Source organism: Asticcacaulis biprosthecium C19, from assembly GCF_000204015.1.
Taxonomy (GTDB): Bacteria; Pseudomonadota; Alphaproteobacteria; order Caulobacterales; family Caulobacteraceae; genus Asticcacaulis; species Asticcacaulis biprosthecius.
In genome coordinates, this window is sequence record NZ_GL883080.1 from 247776 (window position 1) to 271766 (window position 23991).

The window sequence follows — 23991 nt, forward strand, 5'->3', positions numbered from 1 at the left end:
GAAACTGGCAGTGGGAAAACCGTCGAATAATCCCGCATTCTATAACCTGACACCGTTATTCTCCGCATGAACAATTCGCGGACGATGTCGATGACGCTGGATAGCGACGGCGTACTCAGCGGTATCTCCGATACCGGGAGCTTTACGCCCCCGGGGCGTCGGCGGTGTGCGGGATTTTTGACTGTGCGGCCTGATTTAGGTGACCGAACGCGTCGATATTTCTAGTGCGTGCATTGATAGGTAGGACCGACAAAATAGGCGAAAGAGGCGGGAACTCCCCGCTCGTCTGTCCCTGATCCTGAGTGCTAACGCGATAGCGACCGCAACCAAAAGCTGATAACGTACACGCGGAGGGCAATATATTGGAACTTAGCACCCGCGAATTCGCACTCTTGGTATGGTCTCTCATCTTCATCGTGGGAGTTTCATACTATAAACCAGTCCGCCTAGCAGCGCTTGGCCTGCTCAAGACGCTGTTCAATATAACGCTCTTGGCTCCCTTTTTCCTCGCCACGCTTTACGCCGCGATTTGTGTGTACGTGCTTTTCATCTTAAAATCTGGACGATTGACAGCCTGAAAACCACGCTTCTCTGGTTGGTAACTTTTGGCTTTGTCACCATGGGTGACGTCATCGGTGCGTCAAGAAAGCCCAAAAAGCTGGTCGGATTGCTTCGAGACGCAGTCAACGCGACGGCATTCGTCCTGTTTATTGCTGAATTCCAGACATTCCCCCTATGGGGCGAATTGCTTCTTGTGCCGCTGATGACGATAGTGGGGATGATGACCGCTATGGCTGGGCGGCAGCCTGAACATGCGATTACCGCCAAATTCCTCACAAGATTCCAGATGATCGTTGCCATCGGCGCATTGGGATATAGCGTCTACTGGATCGCCACGCACTTCGCCGAATTTGTCTCACTCGACACACTGAGGGAGTTTGGAATCCCGATAGTGCTAACCGCGATGTTTCTTCCCTTTCTATATCTCCTGCTTCTTTATTGTACGTTCGAGCAGGCTTCCGTTCGCATGTGTTTCATGCAGGATGACGAGAAACTTCGGCAGTACGCCATCTTCCGCAGCATCTGGATATTCCGCCGCGACTTGGAATATTTTCATCGGTTCATGCGCGATATGCAACTGCACGAAGGGACTGGTAAGACCAGGATTGACGCATGTCTGGCGATGAGCCGGCAACTCCAAAAAAGGGAGAATAATCCTCCGGTCATTTTTTGGGATGAGGGATGGTCACCTTACGAAGCAAGAAAATTTCTCGAAGCAGAGGGCTTGCCCGCCGGAGATTATCATCATTCATACGACGAGTGGTGGGCCTATTCGACGACGAAGGAGATGGGTGAGGCGATTTTTCCAGCCGACTTTACCTATCGGATACATGGCACCGACCGCGCTGTTACCCGGATGAAACTGGTCATGGGCATTTTTCTGAATGGCGGTCCTGCAGACGCTGACGAACGCTTCACCGATTTGTCGGCGGCGCTGATTACCCGGGCAGTTAACGCGGAGGCGGGGGAGCAGTTTAAAATGAATTGCGCCGCACTCAAATCAGTTTCGATTGCGTTGGGTGACGTACGTGTTTCTATCGATACAGAATATTGGAGTATCGACAACAGAGGGGGATATCGCCGATACCTGCGCATTCAGCACCCAAAGGATGATCGAAACGCCGATTTCTAATCAGAGCGAAGCCGCGAACGTTTGATCACCCTAAAGCTGCGGACCAGATTTGTCAGTCGCTATGTCGTGCTTCGGCGGATTGCATGCATAATACGTCTCGTTTCCACGAGGACAAGCAGCTTATCTTCCGATGTTAGAATACGAGCGTGCGCGGTCGGAATTCGAATTGGCTGAATACGTTGAAGTGACTCCCGTACGTCCTCTAATCGGTCAAAGAACTTTGAGAAGACAGCTTTCCAGTTTGGGCCACGCTCAATAATTGGCCTGTAGTCCGAGAAGTCGGCATAATCGATAAGGGGCTTGGCAGGTCGCCCGGCTCTTTCGTCCTTATCACGTTTTTCTCGCCACTGCGAATACATGTTCGGCGGTAATTCCTGCTTTATCCAGTTTTCACCGTAGGCAGCAGTCATGACGCGAACGATGAACGCACGCAGGGCAATTTCAAAGCGCAGCAATCGACGGTAAACCGAAATGTTAATCTCAAGATCTACGTCCGAAAAACCATTTTCGCCAACTACTTCATCCGCACCGTCATCATCTAGCAGACCAGCAATCACGAGCGTCTCATTAAACGCCTCATCAGGAAAGTCGGTCAAACTAGGGTCGAATCCACGTTCGCGGTATAACGTGGTCCGTGCCTCTACGTGGACTAAAGCCGCTTCGTCAAATGCTAGGCTATCTCGCCAGTCGCCAAGCATAGGCCGGGTGAAGTTGCCAAGCTCCATCGAAAAAGGTGCGAAAGCGTCTGACGCAAATCCAAGCCCTTGAAGCTTGGTGAAACCGATACCAGCCGAAACGAGATTTGACGCGTCAACCCATGCTTGGTCCATCGAGGCCATACGGGAGGCTAATCCGTCAGTGCCGCCAATCCCGGCGATCACTTTATCGAACACCGACAGGTTCGAAATGGATTCTGCAAGCCGACCGATTTCAGACCGGTCAGGGATATGAAAGCGGTCGTGATAGTGTAAGCCAAATGCGGCGATGTCCGGAATATGTACCCCTGCAGCGATATCATCGAAGGCCTTGCGTACCCCGCCATAGTCACCGGCAATGCTAGCCAGCGCCGACATGGACGTCAAATTCATGTCCACGCCGAAGTTTGACGCAGCGCCGATCGCTGCAAGCTCAGCGGCCGACCACTTTATCGACGTGAGATCTTGGATGGCGGAATTGCGTAGAGCTTCGCTCAACAGATCTGTGTGAATTCGGCCCATCGCTGCGAGGTCGGCAACCGACCTTTTCATCGAAGCGAGATCATCGATACCCGAGTTGCGCCACGCGTCCCCCAAAGCGTCCGTCGAACGCAATAGGCTTCCAAGATCGCTCTTACCGATCGCGTCGCGGAGTAGGCCTGATTGTCCGCTGGCAATATCAAAAAGCTTCTTGTCCATGGCGATCCTTTCAACCAAGGTGTAGACCTATATCGCCGTATAGTTGAAGTCAAAGACGATCGGAAAGCCGGTAAAATTAAAGCCGGAGTGCGAAGTTTCTTCCATCGCCTGGCATAGCGGCGGACTTAGATTTCGCAGCGTCTTTGTATATTGCCGATAGCTGCTTTGCGGCAGCGTTACGAACATGATCAAGTTCAACTTACAGCTTTTGACGATCCGCCAGTTGTGCATCAATAAGGTCTTGGCGCTGGTTCCGGTCCCATTGCAAGCACCAATAGTTCTCCAATTCAATCTGCGGCTTTACCCTCGCATATTCCCCGTGATCCGAGTCCAGAGGCCGTAGACACCCGTTGGCACGCGAGCCGCCCCAATTCTGGTTTCCGCTGTCCGGCGCGACCGTTGAAAGCGCCAAGCGGTTTGCCATTGGCGGCCGTTTTCAGTTCGGCCTCCTGGCTGTCCGACAGTCTCAACGACAGCGGCGCTTTCTCTTTCTTTCGTGGTTTCGGTATCTGAAATCTAACAAACAGAAACGCCCGCCTTTTTGGGGAAAGCGGGCGTTTCTGCGAGTTGGGGTTAAAAGGTAATAGGTCGTATTGGTAATTCGCCGTATCTGCCGTACATCAGGCGATCTAAAGGGTGGCAGTCGATGATTCCGCAACAGGTATTCGATGAGTATGAGGAAGCCGTCCGCTTGCTGAAACTGCGCCGCGACAACGCGTTGCGCCGACAGTTTCTGACCGTCACAGATCATGCGATCAAACAAGGGGCGCAAGGCGGAAGCGGTGTACTTATTGCCTTAATGTCCGCCGCGATTGACGAACTCCCAGGCCGCTTAAACGAGATCGTCGATAAATTCGTTGCCATCCTTTTACGGGACGAGGTCGAGTTAGGTGACGCAGATGTGGCAGCGCAAACCCAGGCGCTGACCAATCGCCTTGATAACGAGAGGCGACACGCTGCGTCCGTGTTATTCGACCTGTCCGAATTTCAGCCAAGCGCTTTCGAAAAGCGCACCAATAATTTCCATTATTGGAAGCAATGGCGCGACTTGGCTATACCGATATATGGCGAAGTAGTCTTATCACTAAAAGGGAAACTCAAATTGGCGAGTCAAAAATTGGGGACGCCGGGACCCGGCACTGTGATCCACAACAATACGTTTCATGCCCCGGTGGGAGCGGTAATTTATGGCAACAATAATACGACTTCCATTAGTCAGTCGATAGATGGCAATGCCTTGATAGCGTTAGGAGCAGCCCTCCAGATCCTCATCGAAAAGCTGGCAGATCATGTGCCATCGTCGCCCGATGAACAGGGTAAGATCGACGCTATCGTGGATATGGCAAATGACGCCAAAGCCGAGACGGAAAAAGCCAAGCCAAATGGGACAAAGTTGCTCTTTTTCGTTCAGGGCATCGCAGCTACTTTTACTGCAATTGCAAACGCGCCAGAAGCATATGCAGCCCTCAAGCAGGCGGCGGAACTCGTCGGTCATCCGCTGCCGTAATACTAGAAAACGAGAATTGACCTTTCTGCCCGTATCCGTTTGTTTAGATTGAGGTTTCAATCAGGGCGCGGGTGTTCCGATATCCCACGCGACGTGCAACAAGCGGCGGTGGTTGTCTGCTCCCGGAACCAAGTCATCAATACTAACCTCGGATCATATCATGGGTTTTTTGCTGTGCGGCCGACCCGTTCAACACCTTGAAGACGACAGCGAATTCGCCAGGCTCGCGAGATCATGGAGCCGGCGGACCACAAACGGCGGATGTGCGGTCTGCTGGCTACCAACGGTTTCCAAGACGAGGCGCGGCCGCCTCTGGAAGATGCCGCCGGATCTGCGCTGAAGGCCTTTGCGGCCTTTGCTGGTTCAGCGGGGAGTGAAGACCTGCATGCAATGTTCGCGGCGGCTTCGTACAAGGTCACCAAGGGCCTGTCCAAGAATGCTGACATTACCGGCATTGCCTCGGCTGTCAACGACCTGTTCCAGGCGGTGGACGAACACCTTGATCTGGCCAGGCTGGAAGGTGCATGAATTCATTCGCGAACTGGTGCGACGCGCTGCTAAGGAGTACCAGCCGGCCTCTCCTTAAAACTCCAGTCCTTCCGCATAGACGATCCGCGACGCCAGCGCTGGCGGTTCTTCGTGGTTCAGGACCTGGCTCGGATAGAGCTCGGTTTCGGTAACCAAAATCCGCCGATAGCCCTTGTTCGGCGCCGCCGGGGCCTCGATAAAGGTCTGCCAGATCAGGTTTTGCGGCAGGCGCACGCCCGCCGTCGAAGCCGGCGCGACACCGGCTGGCGCGACAGCCGCCATCGGTAACTCGGCGGTTTCGGCGAACGGAGTCGAGCCCGGCTTGCCCTTACCGGATGCCGTCTTAAGGCTGGCCGTGGCCAGGCGGCTGGCGGCCATATCGGCGGCGTCGCTGAGTTCGATATGCTCGCGGGTCGCATTACGCTTTATCGCCACACCGCCGTCAGACCTCAGTTTGGGGTTTCCGACATCGCGCCAGCCCAGGACCTCGTCGCTGTCGCCCTCGCGGACCTGGACACGCAGTTCGACATCGCCGATCCGCGCCTTTTCGTCGCCCTTCACGTCGGTCGGTTCGTCGCCGTACAGGAAGACGGCATAACCGCCGGCCTTGCCGACCGGCAGGATGACCAGGATGCGGTCAGCCGACAACTGCATGAAGTCGCATGTTACGCTCGACGACAGGTGGCAACCCGGCTCCGACGTCGGCTGATACCGCGCCACCGACAACCGCACGAACGGGAAGTAGCTGCCCTTGGGGATGCGGATGGCGATATCGGCGTACCACAACTGGCGATCGCTATCGAAGCCGCAGGCATGGGGCGCGACCGCGTACAGCCCGTCCTGGCCCGGAATTGCGACATTGCTGAGCCCGCCAAACGCGTTGGGCGCCAGATTGCTGCCCTCGATCGCCGGGAAGTCGGTGCCCGGCGCCGGGATCGGGCCGCTGGTTCTTGCCAGGACAAAACTCGACAGCGGCGGACTGACGGCGTTGATGTCAGCGCTGATGCGGATCGGGTCGCGGCCCCACTGGGTGACGTGGGGCAGGTTGCCGGTCGTCCCCGGCAGGTCACTGGCCGGCAGGATGACCGCCAGCATTTCGTTGTAGCCCGTCGTCATCCACGGCCGGTCGAGATAGACGCGCAGACCCGCCGTACGCCGGGTCGCCTTGACCTGTTTGTCGGCCAGCCAGCCGAAGGTCGGAATGACATAGACCACCTGCGGCGGCGGCGGCGGGGCAGAATTGTTGATCCATTGGACCTTTTCAGCCGACGTCACCGACATGGCCTTTTCGGAGTCGCGCAGGGACTTTTCGAAGAACTCCTTGAACCGAGACACGGCCGTCATCGTGTAGCTGATGCGGCGGTAGCGCGTATCGGGCAGGGTATGGATCAAGCCCTGGCGACTGTAATCGCCAACGAATCCGTCGGCGCGCGAGGTCGGCAACTGAACGACATGCTGGGCATGCGGACGTACCACCGGCTCGGACTTGGCGGCGATTTCCGCGGCATTGTCGTCGGGCTCACTCCAGGTCGCGTCCAGGTCCAGCCGCACCGTCGAAAGGCCCGACAACGGCGTTGTCAGAGTATTGATGATGGCGTCGCGCTGGCCTTTGCCGCGGCTGATCTTGATCGCATTGAAAGCCGGCACTTTTAGCGGCTTTTGGGTGGCGTGGACCAGTTCGATCTCCCGCCATGGTGTGAACAACCAGTGCTTGCCTTCCAGGATCCGCGTCCGGACCCGGTCGATCGTCTTGCCGTTGGCCTCCTTGAGGATGAGCGGCCACACCGCCATCTTGTCGAGATTGTCCGGCGCCAGGATGCAGCTCAGCCGCACCCTTTGGCGGCAGGCCTTGGGCATCGGCACCTCCAGGGTGCGCGTCGCCGCAATATACTTGAACTCGGTGATATCCTCGCGGCCCTCGATGAGGATGGGGTGCGACGACTCGGGCCAGCCCTTGGGGAAGCCGTTGTTGACGATATCGTAGACCAAGAAGATCTCGTCTTCCCAGGTCTTGTCGCCCACGCGGCGCAGGCGGGCGCAGATACCCACGGCATAGGGATCGGGCAGGTAGGGCAGGGCGAAGCCCTTGGGCGCCACCGCATAGGTGGTCGGCTTGCCCTCGAACGGCGTGGCCGTCTCCGGATCGGCGTTCAGCCAATCGGCCGACGGCATGCCGGTTTCCGGGAAGCCGTGGTCTTGTTTGCCAAGGATTTCGTACTTGTCCGGATCAGGGCGCCAGTCCTTGTCGCAGACCCCGTGGGTTTCGGCGAACCTCTGGGTCACACGCGGTGGCGCCAGGTTGCGCACGACCGACTTGGTGTTGCGCTCGGGCTTGTCCCAGTAGGTGCGCAGCGCCAGCCGGCCCATGCTTTCGCCCTGTTCGGGCTTGGACTGAACCGCGCTGAACGGGACAGAGCCGGTGCCCATGGTGATGTCCGGCGCGACCAGGGTCAGCACCGGCGTCTCAATCGGCTCATAGCGGCGATAGGTGACCTCGGGCGAAATGGCCACGGGTGGGGCGGCGGCATCCACCGGCTTGGATTGCCCCGTCAGGTCGACGACGCGCAGTCGCGCCCGGTACTTGCGGCCGAACCGCAGCGACGGCAACGACCCCGGTGCCGGCGTAAACCGGGCGTCCAGCGGAAGCGCCGGCGGAACTTGAGCGCCTTCCTTGGCCCCCATCTTGGCGTGCTGCTCGTCTTCCGAGAGGCCCGACAGGTCGCCGGGGTCATTGACCAGAACCTTGAACGGCTCAGGCGCGCTCAGCGACCAGCCGCGCCACACGAACAGGCCTTCGTGAAGCTTGTAGACATCGGCAACACTGCCGTCCGGGCTGGAGGTCAGAGAGGTACCGGAAAATCCCTCCTGGATGGTCGCTGCCGGGCCGACGACCTCAGTGCCTTCGCGCTGCCAGTGCAGGGTCTGGAGCGCCTGGTCGGTGAAGGCGGCGCCGTTGCGGAAGACGTAGTGCGACTGGCGGGCATGCAGCGAACGCCAGGTCTGGGCCGGGCGGGTGACGTCAAGGATATCGACGCGGAAACCGCGCGTCAGGTCCGAAGCGTCGAGGTCCGCCGGCGGGTGGTTGGCGCGCACGGCGGCGTCCAAACCGAAGGTCTTGTCGGCTTTTTCGCTGATATCGGCATGGCGGCGCGACTTGGCCAGCATAATTCCGGCGGTACGCAAAGACGGCGCGGCCGCCTCGGGCTCGACCGGCTTGTCGTTGAACAGGTCGTCATTGACCTGGGTTGCCTGCATCGTCGGCAGGCTGGCGCCCAGCGCGATCGTCTTGTGGCCGGCGCCGTCGACATCGAGCTGGATCAGGTCCAGCCCGGCATTGGCCAGGGTGACGAAGCCGTTGGTCATCCTCGCTGGATTGACCTCGGCGGCAAAGTCATGCTCGCCCAGGGTACAGCGAGTCACCGGGAAAACGTCGCGGACATCGGCCTGGCCGTTATTGGCGCGTGAGACGAAGGCCGACAGCCGGACGACGCCGGTCGTCGGCAGGTCGCGGGCCGGGATCTCGAAATCGACAATCAGCCCGCACCACCGCGCCAAGTCGGGATAGTTGGTGACGGCCGAGGCGACGCGGTGCAGGTCGGTGTCGGCGGTCAGACGGTCGGCATTGGGCAGTTTCGGCGGCTTCTTGTGGCCGATCCAACTGGCGTTTTCGAGCGGATCGTCCGGCCCCTTTTTGGTGTAGCTGTGGGTCTCTTCCTTAAGCAGCGGTCGGTGATACAGCGAAAACACGTCCAGCAGGCCTTCCGGCGTTTTGGACAGCAGTTCCGGGCCGCGAGTGCGATAGCTGCCCAGCAGTTGCTCGGTCGTCGGCCGCGGCTTACGACGGAAGGACGGATCGGTATAGGGCCAACGCGCCTGGACCAAGTCACCCGCCTTCGGCAGATCGTCATCGGACGCAAAACCCAGCTTGCCGTACAGGGTCTCGATCTGGTTGGCCAGTTGCGCTGTCGGATAGCTCAGGATGGTCTTGCCCTTCAGGTTCTTGAAGACATAGGGCTTGATCGGCGTGGTCTTGGGGAAGAGGGCGTTGAAGACGTCGTTGCGCGGCTGCGACAGCACCTTGACGCCGTCGGTCAGAGGCGTCCCCTGGCCGTCCAGCATCAGGCCGAAGCCGGCCTTGCCGACAATCTTGGCCCACATCGCCCACGAGTCGGGCAGGTCGGTGATGCGCGGCTGGCCTGACGTCACCTCGATGCGCGGGGCGATGTGCAGGCTGACCCGAAGGTCACCGTTGGCGTTGCGCCCCTGGGGGCAAAGGGTCCACAGGACCTGTTCACGAATAGCCATGGTCATGGGCCCTTTATGCAAACGCCGAACAGTAATCCGTCCACATCTGCTTCTTCGGCACAAAGTCGAGGAAGAGCGGGTCGGCGTCGGAGCCGGCGAACTGGCGTTCGACCGAAATGTCCTGGGAGCAACTGAAGAACAGAATATCGATCTCGACCGTCAGCGTGGCGGTGCCGTACAGGCGCGTCTTGTTCGAAGTCTTTTCGTAGGTCAGGCCCAGGTGGAAGGTCAGCGACACCGTGATCAGCCCCAGCACCGACAGGTGACCGCCCAGTTCGATATAGCCTTCGAATGAGATCATCTGCTTGTCGGCCGGTTGGCCGATCCAGTGGAAATAGAAGCCGGCCTTGACATAGACCCCGCCCGAAGCCACCCCCAAGTCGATTGACACCTGGGCGCCGAACTCCAGCGTGGCTTCCAGTTCCTGCACGCCGCCTGAACCGACGCGGATGGCAAAGAAGCCGCCGCCGCCCAGCATCGACACCGTCAGGTTGAACGGGTTGTGACGTTCGGCGAAGTTGAAGCGCGCGGTCGGGCCGTCGCCGTTGAACGGCAGGTCGAAACCGGCCCCCAGGCTGACATTCTGCAAGGTCAAGGCGCCGACCCCGATATCGGGCAGGCCCAGCGAATAGCTGGCAGAAATTCCGCCCGGGCCAACATCCAGTCCCGGCGGGTCGGAAAAACCGTCCATCGGGATAAAGCTGCGGAAGCCGTTGAGGAATTCCAGCGGGCCGCCGAACATCACACCGTTCTCGATGTCGAAGATCGGATCGACCTCGGGCTTGCTACCTGGCCGCACCGTCAGGCTCAGCGACTGGAAGTTCAGGATGATGAAGCCGAACAGGTTGATCTTAAAGGCCTTCAGCGATGCCGTGACCGTGGCCTCAGGTTTTCCGCCGTCCTTGGCTACGACCAGGGTCGAGACCACGCGAAGCTGCGGATTGGCCTGCGATCCGCTGAACGGGCGCGAGACGAAAATGCCGGCGCCGCCGGTCGGGGTCTTCACATTGGCCTGGGTCAGGTCGTAGGTGGTGGTGACCTCGGTGCCGGTGGTCACGGTCTTCAGTTGCGGCACGCCCGGCGCCGAGCCACCCAGGACCAGCGGCGCAAGAATGTCTGCGATATCGACGACGCCCAGAAGTTTCATCCCGCTCAGCGCATCCAGCGGCAGCTTGCCGTCGGGCGCGAGATATTGTCCGACGTCGTTGAGCACACCCAACTTGCGCGACAATCCGTCAGGCTTGAGGCTGGGCGCCAGCAGCCCGCCGAACTTGTCCGTCGGCTTATCCTGCACCGACGGAACGGCCAGGGGGGTAAAGCCGAACACCACCTCGCCGGGATTGTCCCCGCCCAGGCCCTTCTGCAGGAAGGTGTCGTGGTAGGTGATCGTCGGATTGGCGGTGTGGCCGAGCAGGTTTTTCAGCGCCGGGACTTCGATCTGGGCGCTGAGGATTCCGGGATAGAAATGCGCCCCGTCGGGCGAACCGCCAGCCGGTGTGGCGCGGAACACCAGTTCCGACGTGTGATAATCGCTTTCGCCGGGCTCCAAGGCCCCGCCCTCGATATCGACGGCCGGGGTCAGGCGGATGAGTTGCCGGTCCAGCGCCAGTTTGCGGCGCTCGGTCACCGTCGCGTGGTTGCCATTGTAGTACTTGCTGACCTGCTGGACACTCGTCGGCTTTTGATTGCGCGTGCCGGAGATGAAAATCAGCGGCATGTCAGCCACCGTCTGGCGGCCGGCAGCGTCGCTGAAGATCATATGGAACAGGATATCGCCGCCGCCGGCCATCCGCTTCGGCCAGAAGGTCTGGAAGGCGTTGGCCGGATTACCGTAATAGCCAGCGGTCAGCGGCTCGATCATCTGCGGCGCCTGCATGTCCGGCGTCTGTTGGGTGGTGATCTCGACCCGGGTGAAGGGGAAGTCGCGTCCCTGCCACATCTGGCCGTCGCCGGGGAAGGTGCGCAGGCGCTGGCGCACGATGATGTAGTATTTCTGCAGCACGGCGGCGACACGGCCACCGTCGCTCTGACCTGAGAACTTGCGCTCGGAGACCTTGATCAGCGAGGCGGCGTGGCCGAACGGGTAGAGAAAGCCGTCATAGATGACGCGAACAAACTGGTCGCGGCCGATCGAGGTAATGTGTTTCCACGCCACCAGGTCGCTATCGAGCGCCAGATTGTCGCTCCACAGGCCTTCAGCGTCCATCGAACCGCCTAATGCGGTGAGCCGCAGATGCCGCGCCGTAGCAGGCAAGGGCGTACGCGGTGTGCCATTCAGCGCCGTCGGCGCCGACATCAGAGCCACCAGGTCACGGCGGTCGCGGGGATCCAGCGGCCAGGTCGGGCAGGGGAAGGTGTCTCCCAGGCAGAATTGGCCCTCGAACGGACCGTCGTCGGCATGGACGGCGCGCAGGGGCTGGGGCGTGTCACCCAACACCCAGTTACTGACCCGCGTGCCCATGCGGGTGTGCCACAGCTCGGCGAACGGCGAGCCGTGATCGACGACGTCGCTGGCGTGGGTAAAGCCGGCCGTCGACAAAGGCGTCATGTGCAGGCGGAAGGGGATTTCGATGTCGGTGGCGTTGGGGTTGACGCTGCCGTTCTCCAACGGCTTGCGGTCCTCGTTCTGTTCGACCCGCATGACGGTGCCGACCAGCCCGCCCCGCGTCTGGGTGACGCCGCGACGGGTTTGCGCCAGATGCTTTGTCGCCTCGGCATTGACATAGAGTTTGAACTTCTGGCCGTTGCGCCCCTTCATCGGCTGCAGGACCTTGGCTTCGTCGGTGGACATCTGGTCAGGCGCGAGCGTCGCCTTGATTTCGTAGTCGATCAGGTCATCGATGACCTCGTCCGACAGGACAATGCCGGCATCGGCGGAACTGGCAATGGCCTCGGCGACCTTGCGGGCCGCGCGCTTCAACAGGGCCTCGACGGCCGGGTAGGCGTGCAGGGCGTCCTTCTGCTGGTTGGCAATAAAGGTGAGGCGATCGCGGATCTGGTCGAAGGCGTGCAGTTCGGTCATGACGCCGGGAAGGCTGCCGGCGCGGGTGTCGAGATTGAGCGGCCAGGCGGCGCAGGCATCCAGCACGGCCTGCGCGGTGAAGTCGATCTCACTGGTGCCCGACGGCATGATGTAGGCGAGGCGCGACGGGCCGGCGATATAGGCGCGCGCCGTATCGGCCTTGCTGATCGGCAGCTTGGCGCCCGGATCGGGATTGACCGCAACACTTTCGTTGGTCTGAACGTCGGGCATGCCCTGGCCCTGAGTGTCAGGCCAGGTGCTTTCCATGATGGCCTGGGGCTGGTGCTGGACGATCATCAGCGCACGGTTGCCGTTGCGGCGGATCTTGCGGTTCTTGCCGGAACCCGAGACATGAGCATTGACCAGGCGGATATTGAGCACCACCAGGTCGCGCGGACGGATCAGGGTGAATTCGGTCAGGTTATCGGCCAGCCGGAAGGCCTCGGGCGAGATGACCTGCAGGCCGTTGCCCTTTGGCACGACGATCTTGCTTGCATCCAGCACCTTGCGGGCGTCCTGACCCAGAACCGGGGCGGCGGCGCCTGCCAGCAGAAAACTGACGAGAAGTCGACGAGTAAGCCGGACCTCTTCCGCCGCAGCCTTGAGCAACGACTTGGATGTCGTTGATTTTGAAGGGGTCCTTCCGGCTTTGGCCGGTTTAGATGAGGGCGTTGCCCCCGTGTCCTTTTTGGACATGTCTGCACCCAACCCTGTTCTACACGTTGACCATATCAGGGTTTTTCCGGTCGTCTACCCCAATTTCGAATCAAAACCCTGTCGGTGTCCTCAGCGGACACGGACGTGGCGGCGAAGCACCAAACGATTATAGCCAGCAACGAAGCCGTTGCGCCTGCGGTAACCGGGTGTACAGTGTTGCGACAAGAATGGTGGTTCAAAGACTGGAATTTCTCATGCACAAATTGGCACGTTTCGTATCCTTGACCGCCATGATCGTCTTTGTCCCAGTAGGCTCGGCCTTTGCCGATGCCGAAAAGCCGGCGGCCCTGGTCGCGGACGGCATTCCCGCCGTTCCGGACGCCATGGTCGCCAAGACGCGGCCCTATATGGAGTTCCGCACCGCATCCTTCGCGTCCTGGAATCCCAACGACAAATCGATGTTGATCACCACCCGCTTCGGCAATACGGCACAGTTGCACCAGGTGGCCGGGCCGATGATGGACCGCCGCCAGATCAGCTTCGAAGCCGAGCCGGTCAGCGGTTCCTGGTCGCCAAAGGGTGATGTGCTGATCACCCAAAAAGATACCGGCGGCAATGAGTTCTTTCAGCTCTATAGGTTGAAGGACGGCCGGCTGACCCTGCTGACCGACGCAAAGAGCCGCAACTCCGGCAATGCCTGGAGCCAGGACGGGCAATATTTCGCCTATACCTCGACGCGCCGCAACGGCAGCGACAACGACATCTATATCATTGATCCGCGCGATCCGGCCTCCAACCGGCTGGTGGCCCAGGTCAAGGGCGGCGGCTGGAGGTTGAGCGATTTCGCACCCGACGGCAAAACCGCAGTCGTGGCGGAATATCTTTCGGTCACCAAGTCGAACCTCTATGTGCTCGACATCGCCTCGGGCGTCATGACGCCGATCGGCGACTTGAAGAAAGACATCTCGTATGGCGGTGCCGAGTTTGCACCAGATGGTAAGCTCTGGGTCACTTCCGACGAAGGCTCGGACTTCCAGCGACTGGGTGTTCTCGACGTCAAGACCGGCAAATTCACGCCGAAATCTCCCGAGCCGAAATGGGATATCCAGAGTTTCGACATCGCCGACGACGGCAGCTTTCTGGTCTACAGCATCAACGAAGCCGGCGCCGAAAAGGTCAAGGTGATGGACCTGAAGACCGGCGCTGTCCGCACCGTCGAAGATCTGCCAGCCGGCAATGTCGGTGGGATCGATATCGCACCGTGGGGGACGATCGGCCTGACCTTTACTTCGGCGCGCAGCGCCGCCGATGCCTACAGCATCGATCCGAAGACCCTGGCCGTCACGCGCTGGACGCAATCGGAGACCGGGGGGCTGGACGTCACAAAGAACGTCGAGCCGGAGTTCGTCGAAGTCAAATCGTTCGATGGCGAGCCCGTGTCGGGCTTCCTCTATCGTCCCGATCCTGCGAAATTCCCCGGCAAGCGGCCGTTGATCGTCAATGTCCATGGCGGGCCGGAATCGCAGTTTGCGCCTGGCTTTATGGGGCGGACCAACTACCTGCTCAACGAATTGGGCATCGCCGTCTTTTATCCCAATGTTCGTGGTTCGACCGGCTTCGGCAAGCGTTTTGTCGGCCTCGATAACGGGCCTTTCCTGCGGGAAGATTCGGTCAAGGATATAGGCGCCTTCCTCGACCGTTTCGACGCGGATGCCGGTATCGACAAGAACCGCGTCGCCGTTACCGGCGGCTCCTATGGCGGCTATGTCTGCTACGCCGCCGCCATCCGCTACGGCGCGCGCCTGAAGGGCGCCAACTGCGTCGTCGCTATCTCCAACTTCGTCACCTTCCTGGAAAATACCCAGAGCTATCGCCGCGACCTGCGCCGCGTCGAATACGGCGACGAGCGCGACCCCAAGCAACGCGCCAAGCTGCTGGAAATCTCGCCACTGACGGCGGCCGACAAGTTCAACATACCGCTGCTGGTGGTCACCGGCGCCAATGACCCGCGCGTACCGGCCTCCGAAGCTGACCAGATCATCGCCGCCGTTCGCGCCAAGGGCGGTACCGCCTGGCACCTGCTGGGCCAGGACGAAGGGCACGGTTTTGCCAAGAAGGTGAATCAGGACTATCAGTTCTGGGTGGGTCTCATGTTCTGGGAGCAGACCCTGCTGAAGGAGTAGGGGCATGAAAATCGCCGATATCGCCGTCCTGATCGTCGCCGCCTTGCACGGCGCCTTTCTGGTGCTGGAGATGTTCTTGTGGAACACGCCGTTCGGCCGAAAAACCTTCGGCCTGACGCCGGAATTCGCGGCACAGTCGGCCAAACTCGCTGCCAACCAGGGGCTCTACAATGGCTTCCTGGCGGTTGGCCTGGTGCTGGCGGTGTGGGGGCATGACTTTTATGCCAAGATATTCCTGCTGACCTGCGTCATCGTCGCCGGCCTGTACGCCGGGTTTACCGTCAAAAAGTCTATCCTGGTCATCCAGGCACTCCCGGCATTGATCGCCCTGGTGCTGCTGCACTTCCCGTGAGCGCCGCCGACGCCATCATAGAACTGTACGACCGGCGGGCCCTTGACTGGGACGCTGACCGCGGCCGCGACCTGTTCGAGCGGCCGTGGCTGGACCGGTTCGCGGCCCTGCTGGCGGTGGGCGGAACGGTGCTCGATAGCGGCTGCGGGTCTGGCGATCCGATCGCGCGACATTTCCTGGAGAGCGGATATAATCTGACCGGCGTCGACTCTGGTGGCAACATGATCGCCATCTGCCGCGAGAAGTTTCCCGACGCAGACTGGACCGTTTCGGACATGCGGGACCTCAATCTGGACAGGGCTTTCGACGGTATGCTCGCCTGGCACAGCCTGTTTCATTTGACGCCAGACGACCAGAGGAAAATGTTTCCCGTTTTTCGGAAGCACGCCAGATCGGGCACCGCACTGATGTTCACCTCGGGCAGCGACCACAACGAAATCGTCGGTCAATGGCACGAAGAGCCGCTGTATCACGGCAGCCTGTCACAAGACGAATATCGCACTCTGCTGGGCGCCAACGGCTTCGATATCGTGCATCACATCATCAGCGACCCGGCGTGCGGCAGCGCCACCGTCTGGCTCGCACGCGCCCGATGATCGTCTATGCCGACGAAGCCATGGTGGTCGCCGACAAGCCGGCGGGCTTGCTCAGCGTGCCGGGGCGGGGGCCGGACAAACAGGACTGCCTGGTCGCCCGTGTCCGCGATACCTACCCGGATGCGCTGACGGTTCACCGGCTGGATATGGCGACGTCCGGCCTGATCGTGCTGGGCCGTGGGCCCAACGCCCAGCGCGCTCTGTCGCAGGCCTTTGAAAACCGCCGGACGGAAAAACGCTATATTGCGGTGGTCCATGGCCATACGCCCGATGAAGGCGAAGTCAACCTGCCTTTGATCACTGACTGGCCCAACCGTCCGCGCCAGAAGGTCGACCACGACATCGGCAAGCCTTCCCTGACACGCTATCGCATCATAAGCCGCGACGACACAACCTCCCGCGTCGAGCTGGAACCGGTCACGGGCCGCTCGCATCAGTTACGGGTACATATGTTGGCCATCGGCCACCCGATTGTCGGCGACGAATTCTATTGCCCGGATATCCCAGCGCCAAGGATGTTGCTGCACGCCGAACGCCTGGCCGTGCCGCATCCGCTGACCGGCGAGATGGTGCGGTTCTATAGTCCGGCAGCGTTTTAGCGAGCCAAACAACCCCTCACCCCAACCCTCTCCCCTCGAGTGGGGAGAGGGAGCAATAGCGCTATATCTAGATGAATTAAGCAAGTCCGCTAAGGCTTCAGATCGCTTAGGACTCCCTCTCCCCACTTGAGGGGAGAGGGCAGGGGTGAGGGGCTACTGTCGAAGGTTTCCAACGCAGGCTGTGTGAAAAGTAACCCGGCGAGTTGCGTCGCCGGGTCAGTTTTCGGATCAAGGAGGTTGATCTTCAGAATGTCGTCCGTCCACCCGAGGTGTCGAAGGTCGAAGCCGTCGTGAATGAGCACTCTTCCGAGGCCATGAAACACACGGTCGCAGCGCTTTCATCGACGATGCCCAGACGCCCCATCGGAATTTTTGACCGCATATACTCGACCTGGCTCGGCGGCAGTTGCGCCAGGATCGGCGACTCGAATGTCGCCGGCGTCAAAGCATTGACGATCACGCCCTTGGTCGCCAGTTCCTTGCCCAGCGACTTGGTCAGCCCGATCACGCCGGCCTTCGAGGCGGAGTAGGCCGAGGCGTTTGGATTGCCTTCCTTGCCGGCCACCGACGCGACATTGACGATACGGCCATAGCCGTTGTCGATCAGGAACGGAATGACCTCACGGCAGCAATAGAACAGGCCGTTCAGGTTGATATCCATTACCTTCTGCCAGGAGTCCAAAGGGAACTCCCACAACGGCACAGTGGCGCCAGTGATGCCGGCTGAATTGATCAGGATGTCGATCTTGCCGAGGATCTCGTGGCTGGACTTGGCCGCCACCGCCACCGCAGCATGGTCCGACACATCCACCGCCACGACACCGACCGCGCCGGTATCGGCCTTGGAGGTTTCCAGTGCTTCCGGATTCAAGTCCCACAGCACGACCTTGCCGCCTTCAGCGGTGATCCGTGCCGCGGCCGCCTTGCCCAGGCCCGATCCGCCGCCGGTGACAATGGCGCAGCGGCCTGAAAAACGTCCTGCATAGATCATCCTAGGATCTCCAGGCCTGTCAGCGAGAACGGCACCACGGTCTGGCGCTGCTCGCCCAGCTTCGAGACGCCCAGATGCATGGTGTCGCCGGCGTTCAGGTAGACCGGGTTGGGCTTCTTGCCTTCGCCGACACCCGGCGGGGTACCGGTGATGACCAGATCGCCCGGCTGCAGCGTGATAAAGCGCGAAATGTACGAGATGCAGTGGGCGACGTTGAAGATCAGCGTCCTGGTATTGCCCGTCTGCATCCGTTGACCGTTGACGTCCAGGAACATGTCCAGGTTATGGACGTCGCCGACCTCGTCCGGCGTGACCAGCCACGGGCCGGTCGGCGCGAAGGTGTCGCAGCCCTTGCCCTTGACCCATTGCGAACCGCGCTCCTTCTGGAAGGCGCGCTCCGACACGTCATTGACCAGGACATAGCCGGCGACATGCGACAGCGCTTCGGACTTTTCGACATAGCGGCAGGTCTTGCCGATGATCAGGCCCAACTCGACTTCCCAATCCATCTTGGTGGCGTCGCGCGGCTTCATGACCTCGTCATTGGGCCCCGTCAGCGAGGTGACGGCCTTGGTGAAGAAGATTGGCTCGGGCGGGACGGGCAGGTTGGATTCAGCCGCGTGGTCGGCATAGTTCAGCCCGACGGCGATGATCTTGCCAATGTTGTTGACCGGCACGCCATAGCGCGGCGTACCCGAAACGACGGGGAGGGCGGCGATATCGAGCGCGGTCAGCTTGGCCAGTTGCGACAGACGCACCGTGTCGGGCGTCAGGTCGGAGATAATGCCCGACAGGTCGCGGATGTGGCCGTCGGAATCGACGACGCCGGGTTTTTCGGAGCCCTTAGGGCCATAGCGGCAGAGTTTCATGGTCTTTGGTCCTTTGGATTTACCACGGACCACACGGCCTTTAGAAATAGCCTGGAACCGCCGCGCAGCGGCATCTGCTGAAAAGGGCATCCACAGATTACACAGATTACACAGATTAGGTTGAGCTTTAATCTGTGTAATCTGTGTAATCTGTGGAACTCTTAAAGATGCAGCCGCTACGCGGCGGGTTCAGATACGTCTCGAAGTCCGCGTGGTCCGTTGTGAAAAATTAATGCGTATAGGGTCGGTACAGCTTGACGTCCGGATTGAGCTCAACCCCAAAGCCCGGCTTGTCCAGCGCCGAGACGTTCAGGCGGCCATTGACCGGCACAGGCTCACCCAGAAGCTGCGGATGGAACATCGGCGCGACGTGGTCGGCCTTGGGCGCCATCATCAGGAACTCGGCGAACGGCGAATTGTGACGCGTTATGACGAAGTGATACGAATAGACTGACGAGCCGTGCGGTACGACCATGATGCCGCGGGCATCCGCCATCGCCGAAATCTTCAGCAGTTCCGTCACCCCGCCGCACCAGCCGACATCGGGCTGGATCAGGTCGCAGCAGTCCATTTCCATCAACATTCGGAAACCCCAGCGGGTGGCTTCGTGCTCACCGGTGGTGACCAGCATGCCAGCAGGGACATTCTTCTTGAGTTGGGCATAGCCCCAATAATCGTCCGGCGAAATGGCTTCCTCGATCCACTTCAAACCGTGCGGCGCGCAGGCGTGCGCCAGCCGGGTGGCGTAGTTGACGTCCAGTGCCATCCAGCAGTCGTACATCAGCCAGAAGTCGTCACCGCACTTGGCGCGCATGTCGGCCAGAAGTTCGACATTCTTCTTCAGGCCCTCATCGCCCTCGATCGGACCGTGTAATAACGGAAGTTTGCCGCCAATAAAGCCCATTTCCTTGGCCAAGTCCGGACGCGCACCCGTCGCGTAAAACTGCAACTCATTGCGCACGGCGCCGCCCAGCATATGATAGACGGGTTCACCGCGCAGGCGCCCCATCAGGTCCCACAAGGCCAGGTCGACGCCGGAAATGGCGTTCACCACAATGCCCTTGCGGCCATAATACTGTGACGCGAAATACATCTGGTCCCAGATCGTCTCGTAATCGAACGGATCGCGGCCTTCCAGGAAACGGGCAAAGTGCTTTTCAACCATATAGGCTGCCGGCTCGCCGCCGGTGGTGACGGCGAATCCCGTCGTGCCGTCTTCGCACTCGATCTCGACGACCAGCGTTCCCAAAACGTTGATGCCGAAGGACTTGCGACTCTGGCGATATTCCGGATAGCGTCCCATCGAGGTGGCGATATGGTTGTCGATCCAATGGCCTTCGCCCTGGTCATGGTAGTCGGCACCGCCGCCGCCTTCGCCCCCCTTGATCACAGATGCGCGAATTTGCTTGATTTTAGAATGTTTTGACATAGTCTCACCATTTGGGACATATCTCTGGGATTCGGCATTGTTTTTGTCCCACAATTTGCATATGAGTTCTAAAGAATGAAACCAGCAGCGTCAACGGAGAATTTGCCTGAGGTCAGCGAGCCGAAGACGCTCGCCGGTGCGCAAACCCTTGTCCGCGGTCTCGACGTGCTGATGGCTGTTGCCGACAGCGGCAAGAACCTGCCGGAACTGTCCGAAGCCCTGGGCCTGACCCGATCCACCACCCACCGCCTGGCCACCACCCTTGTCGAACAGCGCTTCCTCAACTTTACGCCACGGGTCGGCTACAGCCTGGGGCCGCGTCTGCTGGAACTGGGCTATCTCGCCTCGCGCCAGATGAACCTGGCCCGCGTCGCCCATGACGACCTGGTCAACCTGGCCAAACAGACCGGCGACACCGTCCATCTCGGCATTCTCGACAATGGCCGCGCCCTGTATCTCGACAAGGTCCTGGGCACCCGCCGCATCGAGATCAGCTCGCGTATCGGTGAACGCCAGCCCCTGCGCTCGACCGGCATCGGCAAGGCGCTGTTGCTGGACGAACCCGAGAGCGCCTTACGCGACCTCTATGCCCGCGAAAGCCGTGATTTTCCGGGTTATCGCGTCTCGGAAGGCGACTGGCTGGAGCGCATGAAAAGCTACAGCCAATCCGGCTACGCGCTGGATCTGGAAGAAAACGAAGACCGGATCCGTTGCGTTGCCGCGCCGATCCGTGATGCCGCCAATCGTATCATCGGCTCGATCAGCGTGTCGTCGGCGGCGCAATATATGGACGATGCGCGCATGAAGGCGCTGACTCAGGACGTTCTGGCCACGGTGCGCGCCATCTCCGCCGAATTCGGCTGGAGCGAAAAACACTTAAAATAATGGGGAAGCGACATGCTTTTGGAAGGACAAAAGGTTCTGATCACGGGGGCATCGCGCGGTATCGGCCGGGCGACGGCGATCATGTGCGCCCGCCACGGCGCTGATGTTGGCCTGAACGTCTATAAAGACCCGGACGCCACCGCCGACGTCGTTGCCGAAATCGAAGCGCTGGGCCGCAAGGCCTTTGTCTATGACGGCGACGTCGCCGATGCGACCTCCGCTCCGGCCTTCGTCAAGGGCGCGGCCGCGGCCCTGGGCGGGGTGACGGCCTTCGTGTCCAATGCCGGCATCTGCCCCTTCCACAGCTTCCTCGACATGCCGCAGGACGTGTTCCTGCGTACCCTGAACGTCAACTATACCGGCGCCTACTATATGTGCCAGGCGGCGGCAAACCAGATGGTTGAACAGGGGGGAGGCGGTTCGATCATCGCCGTATCGTCGATCTCGGCCCTGGTCGGCGGTGAAATGCAGACGCACTACACCCCGACCAAGGCTGGCGTGCATTCGCTGATGCAGTCGACGGCGATTGCGCTGGGCCGTTACGGCATTCGCTGCAACTCGGTCATGCCGGGCACAGTCGCGACCGACATCAACAAGGACGACCTGGCCGATCCGGCCAAGCGCGAATACATGGAAAAGCGCATCCCCCTCGGCCGCATGGGCCATCCCGACGATATCGCCAAGGTGGTGGTCTTCCTGGCCTCGGACCTGAGCAGCTATGTCACCGGCGCCTCGGTCCTCACCGACGGCGGGATGTTCGTGAACCTGCAGTAATCCGACAAAGCAGCAGCTTCCCAAGCTGAATACGAGTTGCCTGAAATAAACATCATATATATGATGTATGAAAAATAACGGGAAGCTCCCAATGCCAAAATTCATCTTCCGCCTGTTGCTGGCCTTATGCCTAACCCTACCCAGTACGGTTTTAGCCCGCGAGAAAACCTCGCTTAACGCCGCTTGGCTGTTCCACAAAGGCGACGTCCCGGCTGCCATCGATCCGAACTTCCACTCTGATGGTTGGCAGTTGGTCACCCTGCCGCACACCTACAATGCGTCGGATGCCGGCGCCGGCGGGGACAAGGCGCGCGGCGAAGAGGAGGGCGTCTACTACCGCGGCCCGGCGTGGTACCGCCGTGAAGTGACGATTGCGCCGCAACCTGGCAAACGCTATTTCCTGCAATTCGACGGTGCCGCACTGATCACCGATGCCTGGCTCAATGGCAAGCCTGTCGGGCACCATGACGGCGGCTACGCCACGTTCCGCTTCGACATAACCGACGCCCTGACCTCAGGCCGCAATGCCCTGGCCGTCAAGGTCGACAACACCCGCGTCAGCCACATCGCGCCACTGACCGGGGATTTCAACGTCTTCGGCGGGCTGTACCGCAATGTGTGGCTGGTCAGCGCCGACGACATCCATGTCGACCTGATGGACCATGGCGGCCCGGGTGTCTACGCGACCACGAAAGCCATCACCAACGCCTCGGCCGATATCCATGTCAAAAGCCTGATCCGCAACGACACGGCGGCCGCCACGCCGGTCAAGGTGCGCACGACCATCCTCGATGCATCCGGCAAGACGGTGGCGCAATCCACGACCACAGTCACCGTCGCCGCCAACACCACCCTCCCGGCCGAAACCAACCTGAGCCTGAAGAAACCGCGCCTGTGGGCGGGCCGCAAGGACCCGTACCTTTATACCGTCAAAATCGAGGCCGGCAGCGACACTGTCACCGTCCCTCTGGGCGTCCGCACCTTTACCATCGACGTCAAAAACGGCGTTTTACTGAACGGAAAACCCTTCGCCGTTTATGGCGCCAACATGCAGCAACCCGGCCGCTACGGCAAAGGCACGGCTGTGTCCGACGCCGAGATTGACGAAGACATGCAGATCATGGACGAAATGGGCGTCACCGCCCTGCGCCTGGCCCATATGCAACACCACCCGCGCGTCTACGAAGAGGCCGACCGCCGCGGTATCCTGATCAGCACCGAAGCGCCCCTGGTCGACTTTATCGACGCTTCGGACGCCTTCAAAGCCAATGCGGTCGAGCAGATGCAGGAGTTGATCGCCCAGACCTACAACAATCCGTCGGTAGTGGTGTGGGGGCTGGGCAACGAGATCCGCTCCAACGACCCGGACCCCAATCCCGTGCTGGCGGCGCTGCAATCGGCGGCGAAGGCGATGGATAGCTCGCGCCCGACCGCCTATGCCCACTGCTGTCTGGACGATGACAATCCCGTCGCGCTGCACAGCGACATCGTCTCCTACAACAAGTATTTTGGTTGGTATTGGGGCGAATTCGAGGACATTGGTAAATGGGCTGATGAGGTCCACGCCAAACTCCCGAATCGCGTGATCGGGGTATCAGAATACGGCGCCGGCGCCTCGATCAAACATCAGGAGGACCTGCCCAAACGCACCGTCCCCCAAGCCTACTGGCACCCGGAGCAGTACCAGTCGGCCTATCACGAATCCAATTGGAAGGTGCTGAGCGCGCGGCGCTATCTGTGGTCGAACTTCATTTGGGTAGCGTTCGACTTCCCGTCCTTCCGCCGCAACGAAGGTGACCGCCCGGCCATAAACGACAAGGGTTTGGTGACCGAAGACCGCAAGACGAAAAAGGACGCCTACTACTGGTACCAGGCCAACTGGTCAGATAAACCGATGGTGCATATCACCAGCTCCCGCGACACGCCCAAGCGCGTCCGCAAGGTAACGGTGAAGGTCTATTCCAACGCCGCGACCGTGCGCCTGCGCCTGAATGGCAAGGATATCGGCAGCGAGCCGGTGGTTGACCATATGGCCACCTGGAAGATCGAGCTGAAGGACGGCGACAACGTCGTTGAAGCGGTCGCTGGGGATGTCACGGACAAGGTGGTGTGGAGCTATACGGACAAATTGCAATAACCTGAAATCGCTCTACTTTCCTTCTCCCCACTTGAGAGGAGAGGACGAGAGCGGAACGAAGTGAACGCGA

General features: G+C 60.2%; 16 protein-coding genes. 10 read left to right on the plus strand and 6 right to left on the minus strand.

The features are described 5' to 3' along the window. Positions 1-619: 619 nt before the first annotated feature. On the plus strand, positions 620-1693 hold the full coding sequence (locus ABI_RS19680; RefSeq protein WP_006274819.1) for a hypothetical protein: 1074 nt from the start codon (positions 620-622) through the stop codon (positions 1691-1693). A 59-nt stretch (positions 1694-1752) separates the two neighbouring features. Here ABI_RS19680 and ABI_RS19685 read toward each other — a convergent pair whose 3' ends face one another. After that, positions 1753-3087, minus strand: coding sequence for a Swt1 family HEPN domain-containing protein (locus ABI_RS19685; protein ID WP_040309763.1), 1335 nt, complete (start codon positions 3085-3087; stop codon positions 1753-1755). 646 nt (positions 3088-3733) lie between these two features. On the opposite strand from ABI_RS19685, the gene ABI_RS19695 reads away from it, so the two are divergent. Further along, complete coding sequence (locus ABI_RS19695) at positions 3734-4594, plus strand: hypothetical protein (RefSeq protein ID WP_006274823.1); 861 nt, start codon at positions 3734-3736, stop codon at positions 4592-4594. Positions 4595-4828: 234 nt separating this feature from the next. Next, positions 4829-5122 (plus strand): hypothetical protein, encoded by a 294-nt coding sequence (locus ABI_RS19700; RefSeq protein ID WP_040309765.1) that lies wholly within the window; start codon positions 4829-4831, stop codon positions 5120-5122. A 54-nt stretch (positions 5123-5176) separates the two neighbouring features. On the opposite strand, the gene ABI_RS19705 is transcribed toward ABI_RS19700, so the two are convergent. Beyond that, entirely contained in the window at positions 5177-9433 is a 4257-nt protein-coding gene (locus ABI_RS19705) for a hypothetical protein (protein ID WP_006274825.1), read from the minus strand. 7 nt (positions 9434-9440) lie between these two features. After that, positions 9441-13145 carry a hypothetical protein gene (locus ABI_RS19710; protein WP_169313752.1) on the minus strand — a complete coding sequence of 1235 codons (3705 nt, stop codon included), beginning with the start codon at positions 13143-13145 and terminating at the stop codon, positions 9441-9443. A 215-nt stretch (positions 13146-13360) separates the two neighbouring features. On the opposite strand from ABI_RS19710, the gene ABI_RS19715 reads away from it, so the two are divergent. From ABI_RS19715 to ABI_RS19730, 4 genes are read left to right on the plus strand one after another with little or no spacing between them, the layout of a single operon-like run. Beyond that, the gene (locus ABI_RS19715; RefSeq protein ID WP_083811576.1) at positions 13361-15289 is read left to right on the plus strand and encodes a S9 family peptidase; all 1929 of its coding nucleotides are present in this window, start codon (positions 13361-13363) and stop codon (positions 15287-15289) included. 4 nt (positions 15290-15293) lie between these two features. After that, positions 15294-15641 carry a DUF1304 domain-containing protein gene (locus ABI_RS19720; RefSeq protein WP_006274829.1) on the plus strand — a complete coding sequence of 116 codons (348 nt, stop codon included), beginning with the start codon at positions 15294-15296 and terminating at the stop codon, positions 15639-15641. Then, the gene (locus ABI_RS19725; RefSeq protein ID WP_006274830.1) at positions 15638-16237 is read left to right on the plus strand and encodes a class I SAM-dependent DNA methyltransferase; all 600 of its coding nucleotides are present in this window, start codon (positions 15638-15640) and stop codon (positions 16235-16237) included. Before ABI_RS19720 ends, ABI_RS19725 begins: the two co-directional genes overlap by 4 nt. Next, complete coding sequence (locus ABI_RS19730; protein ID WP_006274831.1) at positions 16234-16836, plus strand: RluA family pseudouridine synthase; 603 nt, start codon at positions 16234-16236, stop codon at positions 16834-16836. Before ABI_RS19725 ends, ABI_RS19730 begins: the two co-directional genes overlap by 4 nt. A 244-nt stretch (positions 16837-17080) precedes the next feature. On the opposite strand, the gene ABI_RS19735 is transcribed toward ABI_RS19730, so the two are convergent. The 3 genes from ABI_RS19735 to rhmD form a co-directional block, all read right to left on the minus strand. After that, positions 17081-17827, minus strand: a complete 747-nt coding sequence (locus tag ABI_RS19735; protein WP_006274832.1) for an SDR family NAD(P)-dependent oxidoreductase — start codon at positions 17825-17827, stop codon at positions 17081-17083. Then, positions 17824-18696 (minus strand): 2,4-didehydro-3-deoxy-L-rhamnonate hydrolase, encoded by an 873-nt coding sequence (locus ABI_RS19740; protein ID WP_006274833.1) that lies wholly within the window; start codon positions 18694-18696, stop codon positions 17824-17826. Before ABI_RS19740 ends, ABI_RS19735 begins: the two co-directional genes overlap by 4 nt. Positions 18697-18925: 229 nt before the next feature. Beyond that, entirely contained in the window at positions 18926-20125 is a 1200-nt protein-coding gene (gene rhmD, locus ABI_RS19745) for an L-rhamnonate dehydratase (protein ID WP_006274834.1), read from the minus strand. Positions 20126-20200: 75 nt separating this feature from the next. Here rhmD and ABI_RS19750 point away from each other — a divergent pair, with 75 nt between their 5' ends. The 3 genes from ABI_RS19750 (at position 20201) to ABI_RS19760 (ending at position 23921) form a co-directional block, all read left to right on the plus strand. Next, the gene (locus ABI_RS19750) at positions 20201-21010 is read left to right on the plus strand and encodes an IclR family transcriptional regulator (RefSeq protein ID WP_006274835.1); all 810 of its coding nucleotides are present in this window, start codon (positions 20201-20203) and stop codon (positions 21008-21010) included. A gap of 12 nt (positions 21011-21022) precedes the next feature. Continuing rightward, positions 21023-21784, plus strand: a complete 762-nt coding sequence (lra1, locus tag ABI_RS19755; RefSeq protein ID WP_006274836.1) for an L-rhamnose 1-dehydrogenase Lra1 — start codon at positions 21023-21025, stop codon at positions 21782-21784. 91 nt (positions 21785-21875) lie between these two features. After that, the gene (locus ABI_RS19760; RefSeq protein ID WP_006274837.1) at positions 21876-23921 is read left to right on the plus strand and encodes a glycoside hydrolase family 2 protein; all 2046 of its coding nucleotides are present in this window, start codon (positions 21876-21878) and stop codon (positions 23919-23921) included. Positions 23922-23991: the final 70 nt, after the last annotated feature.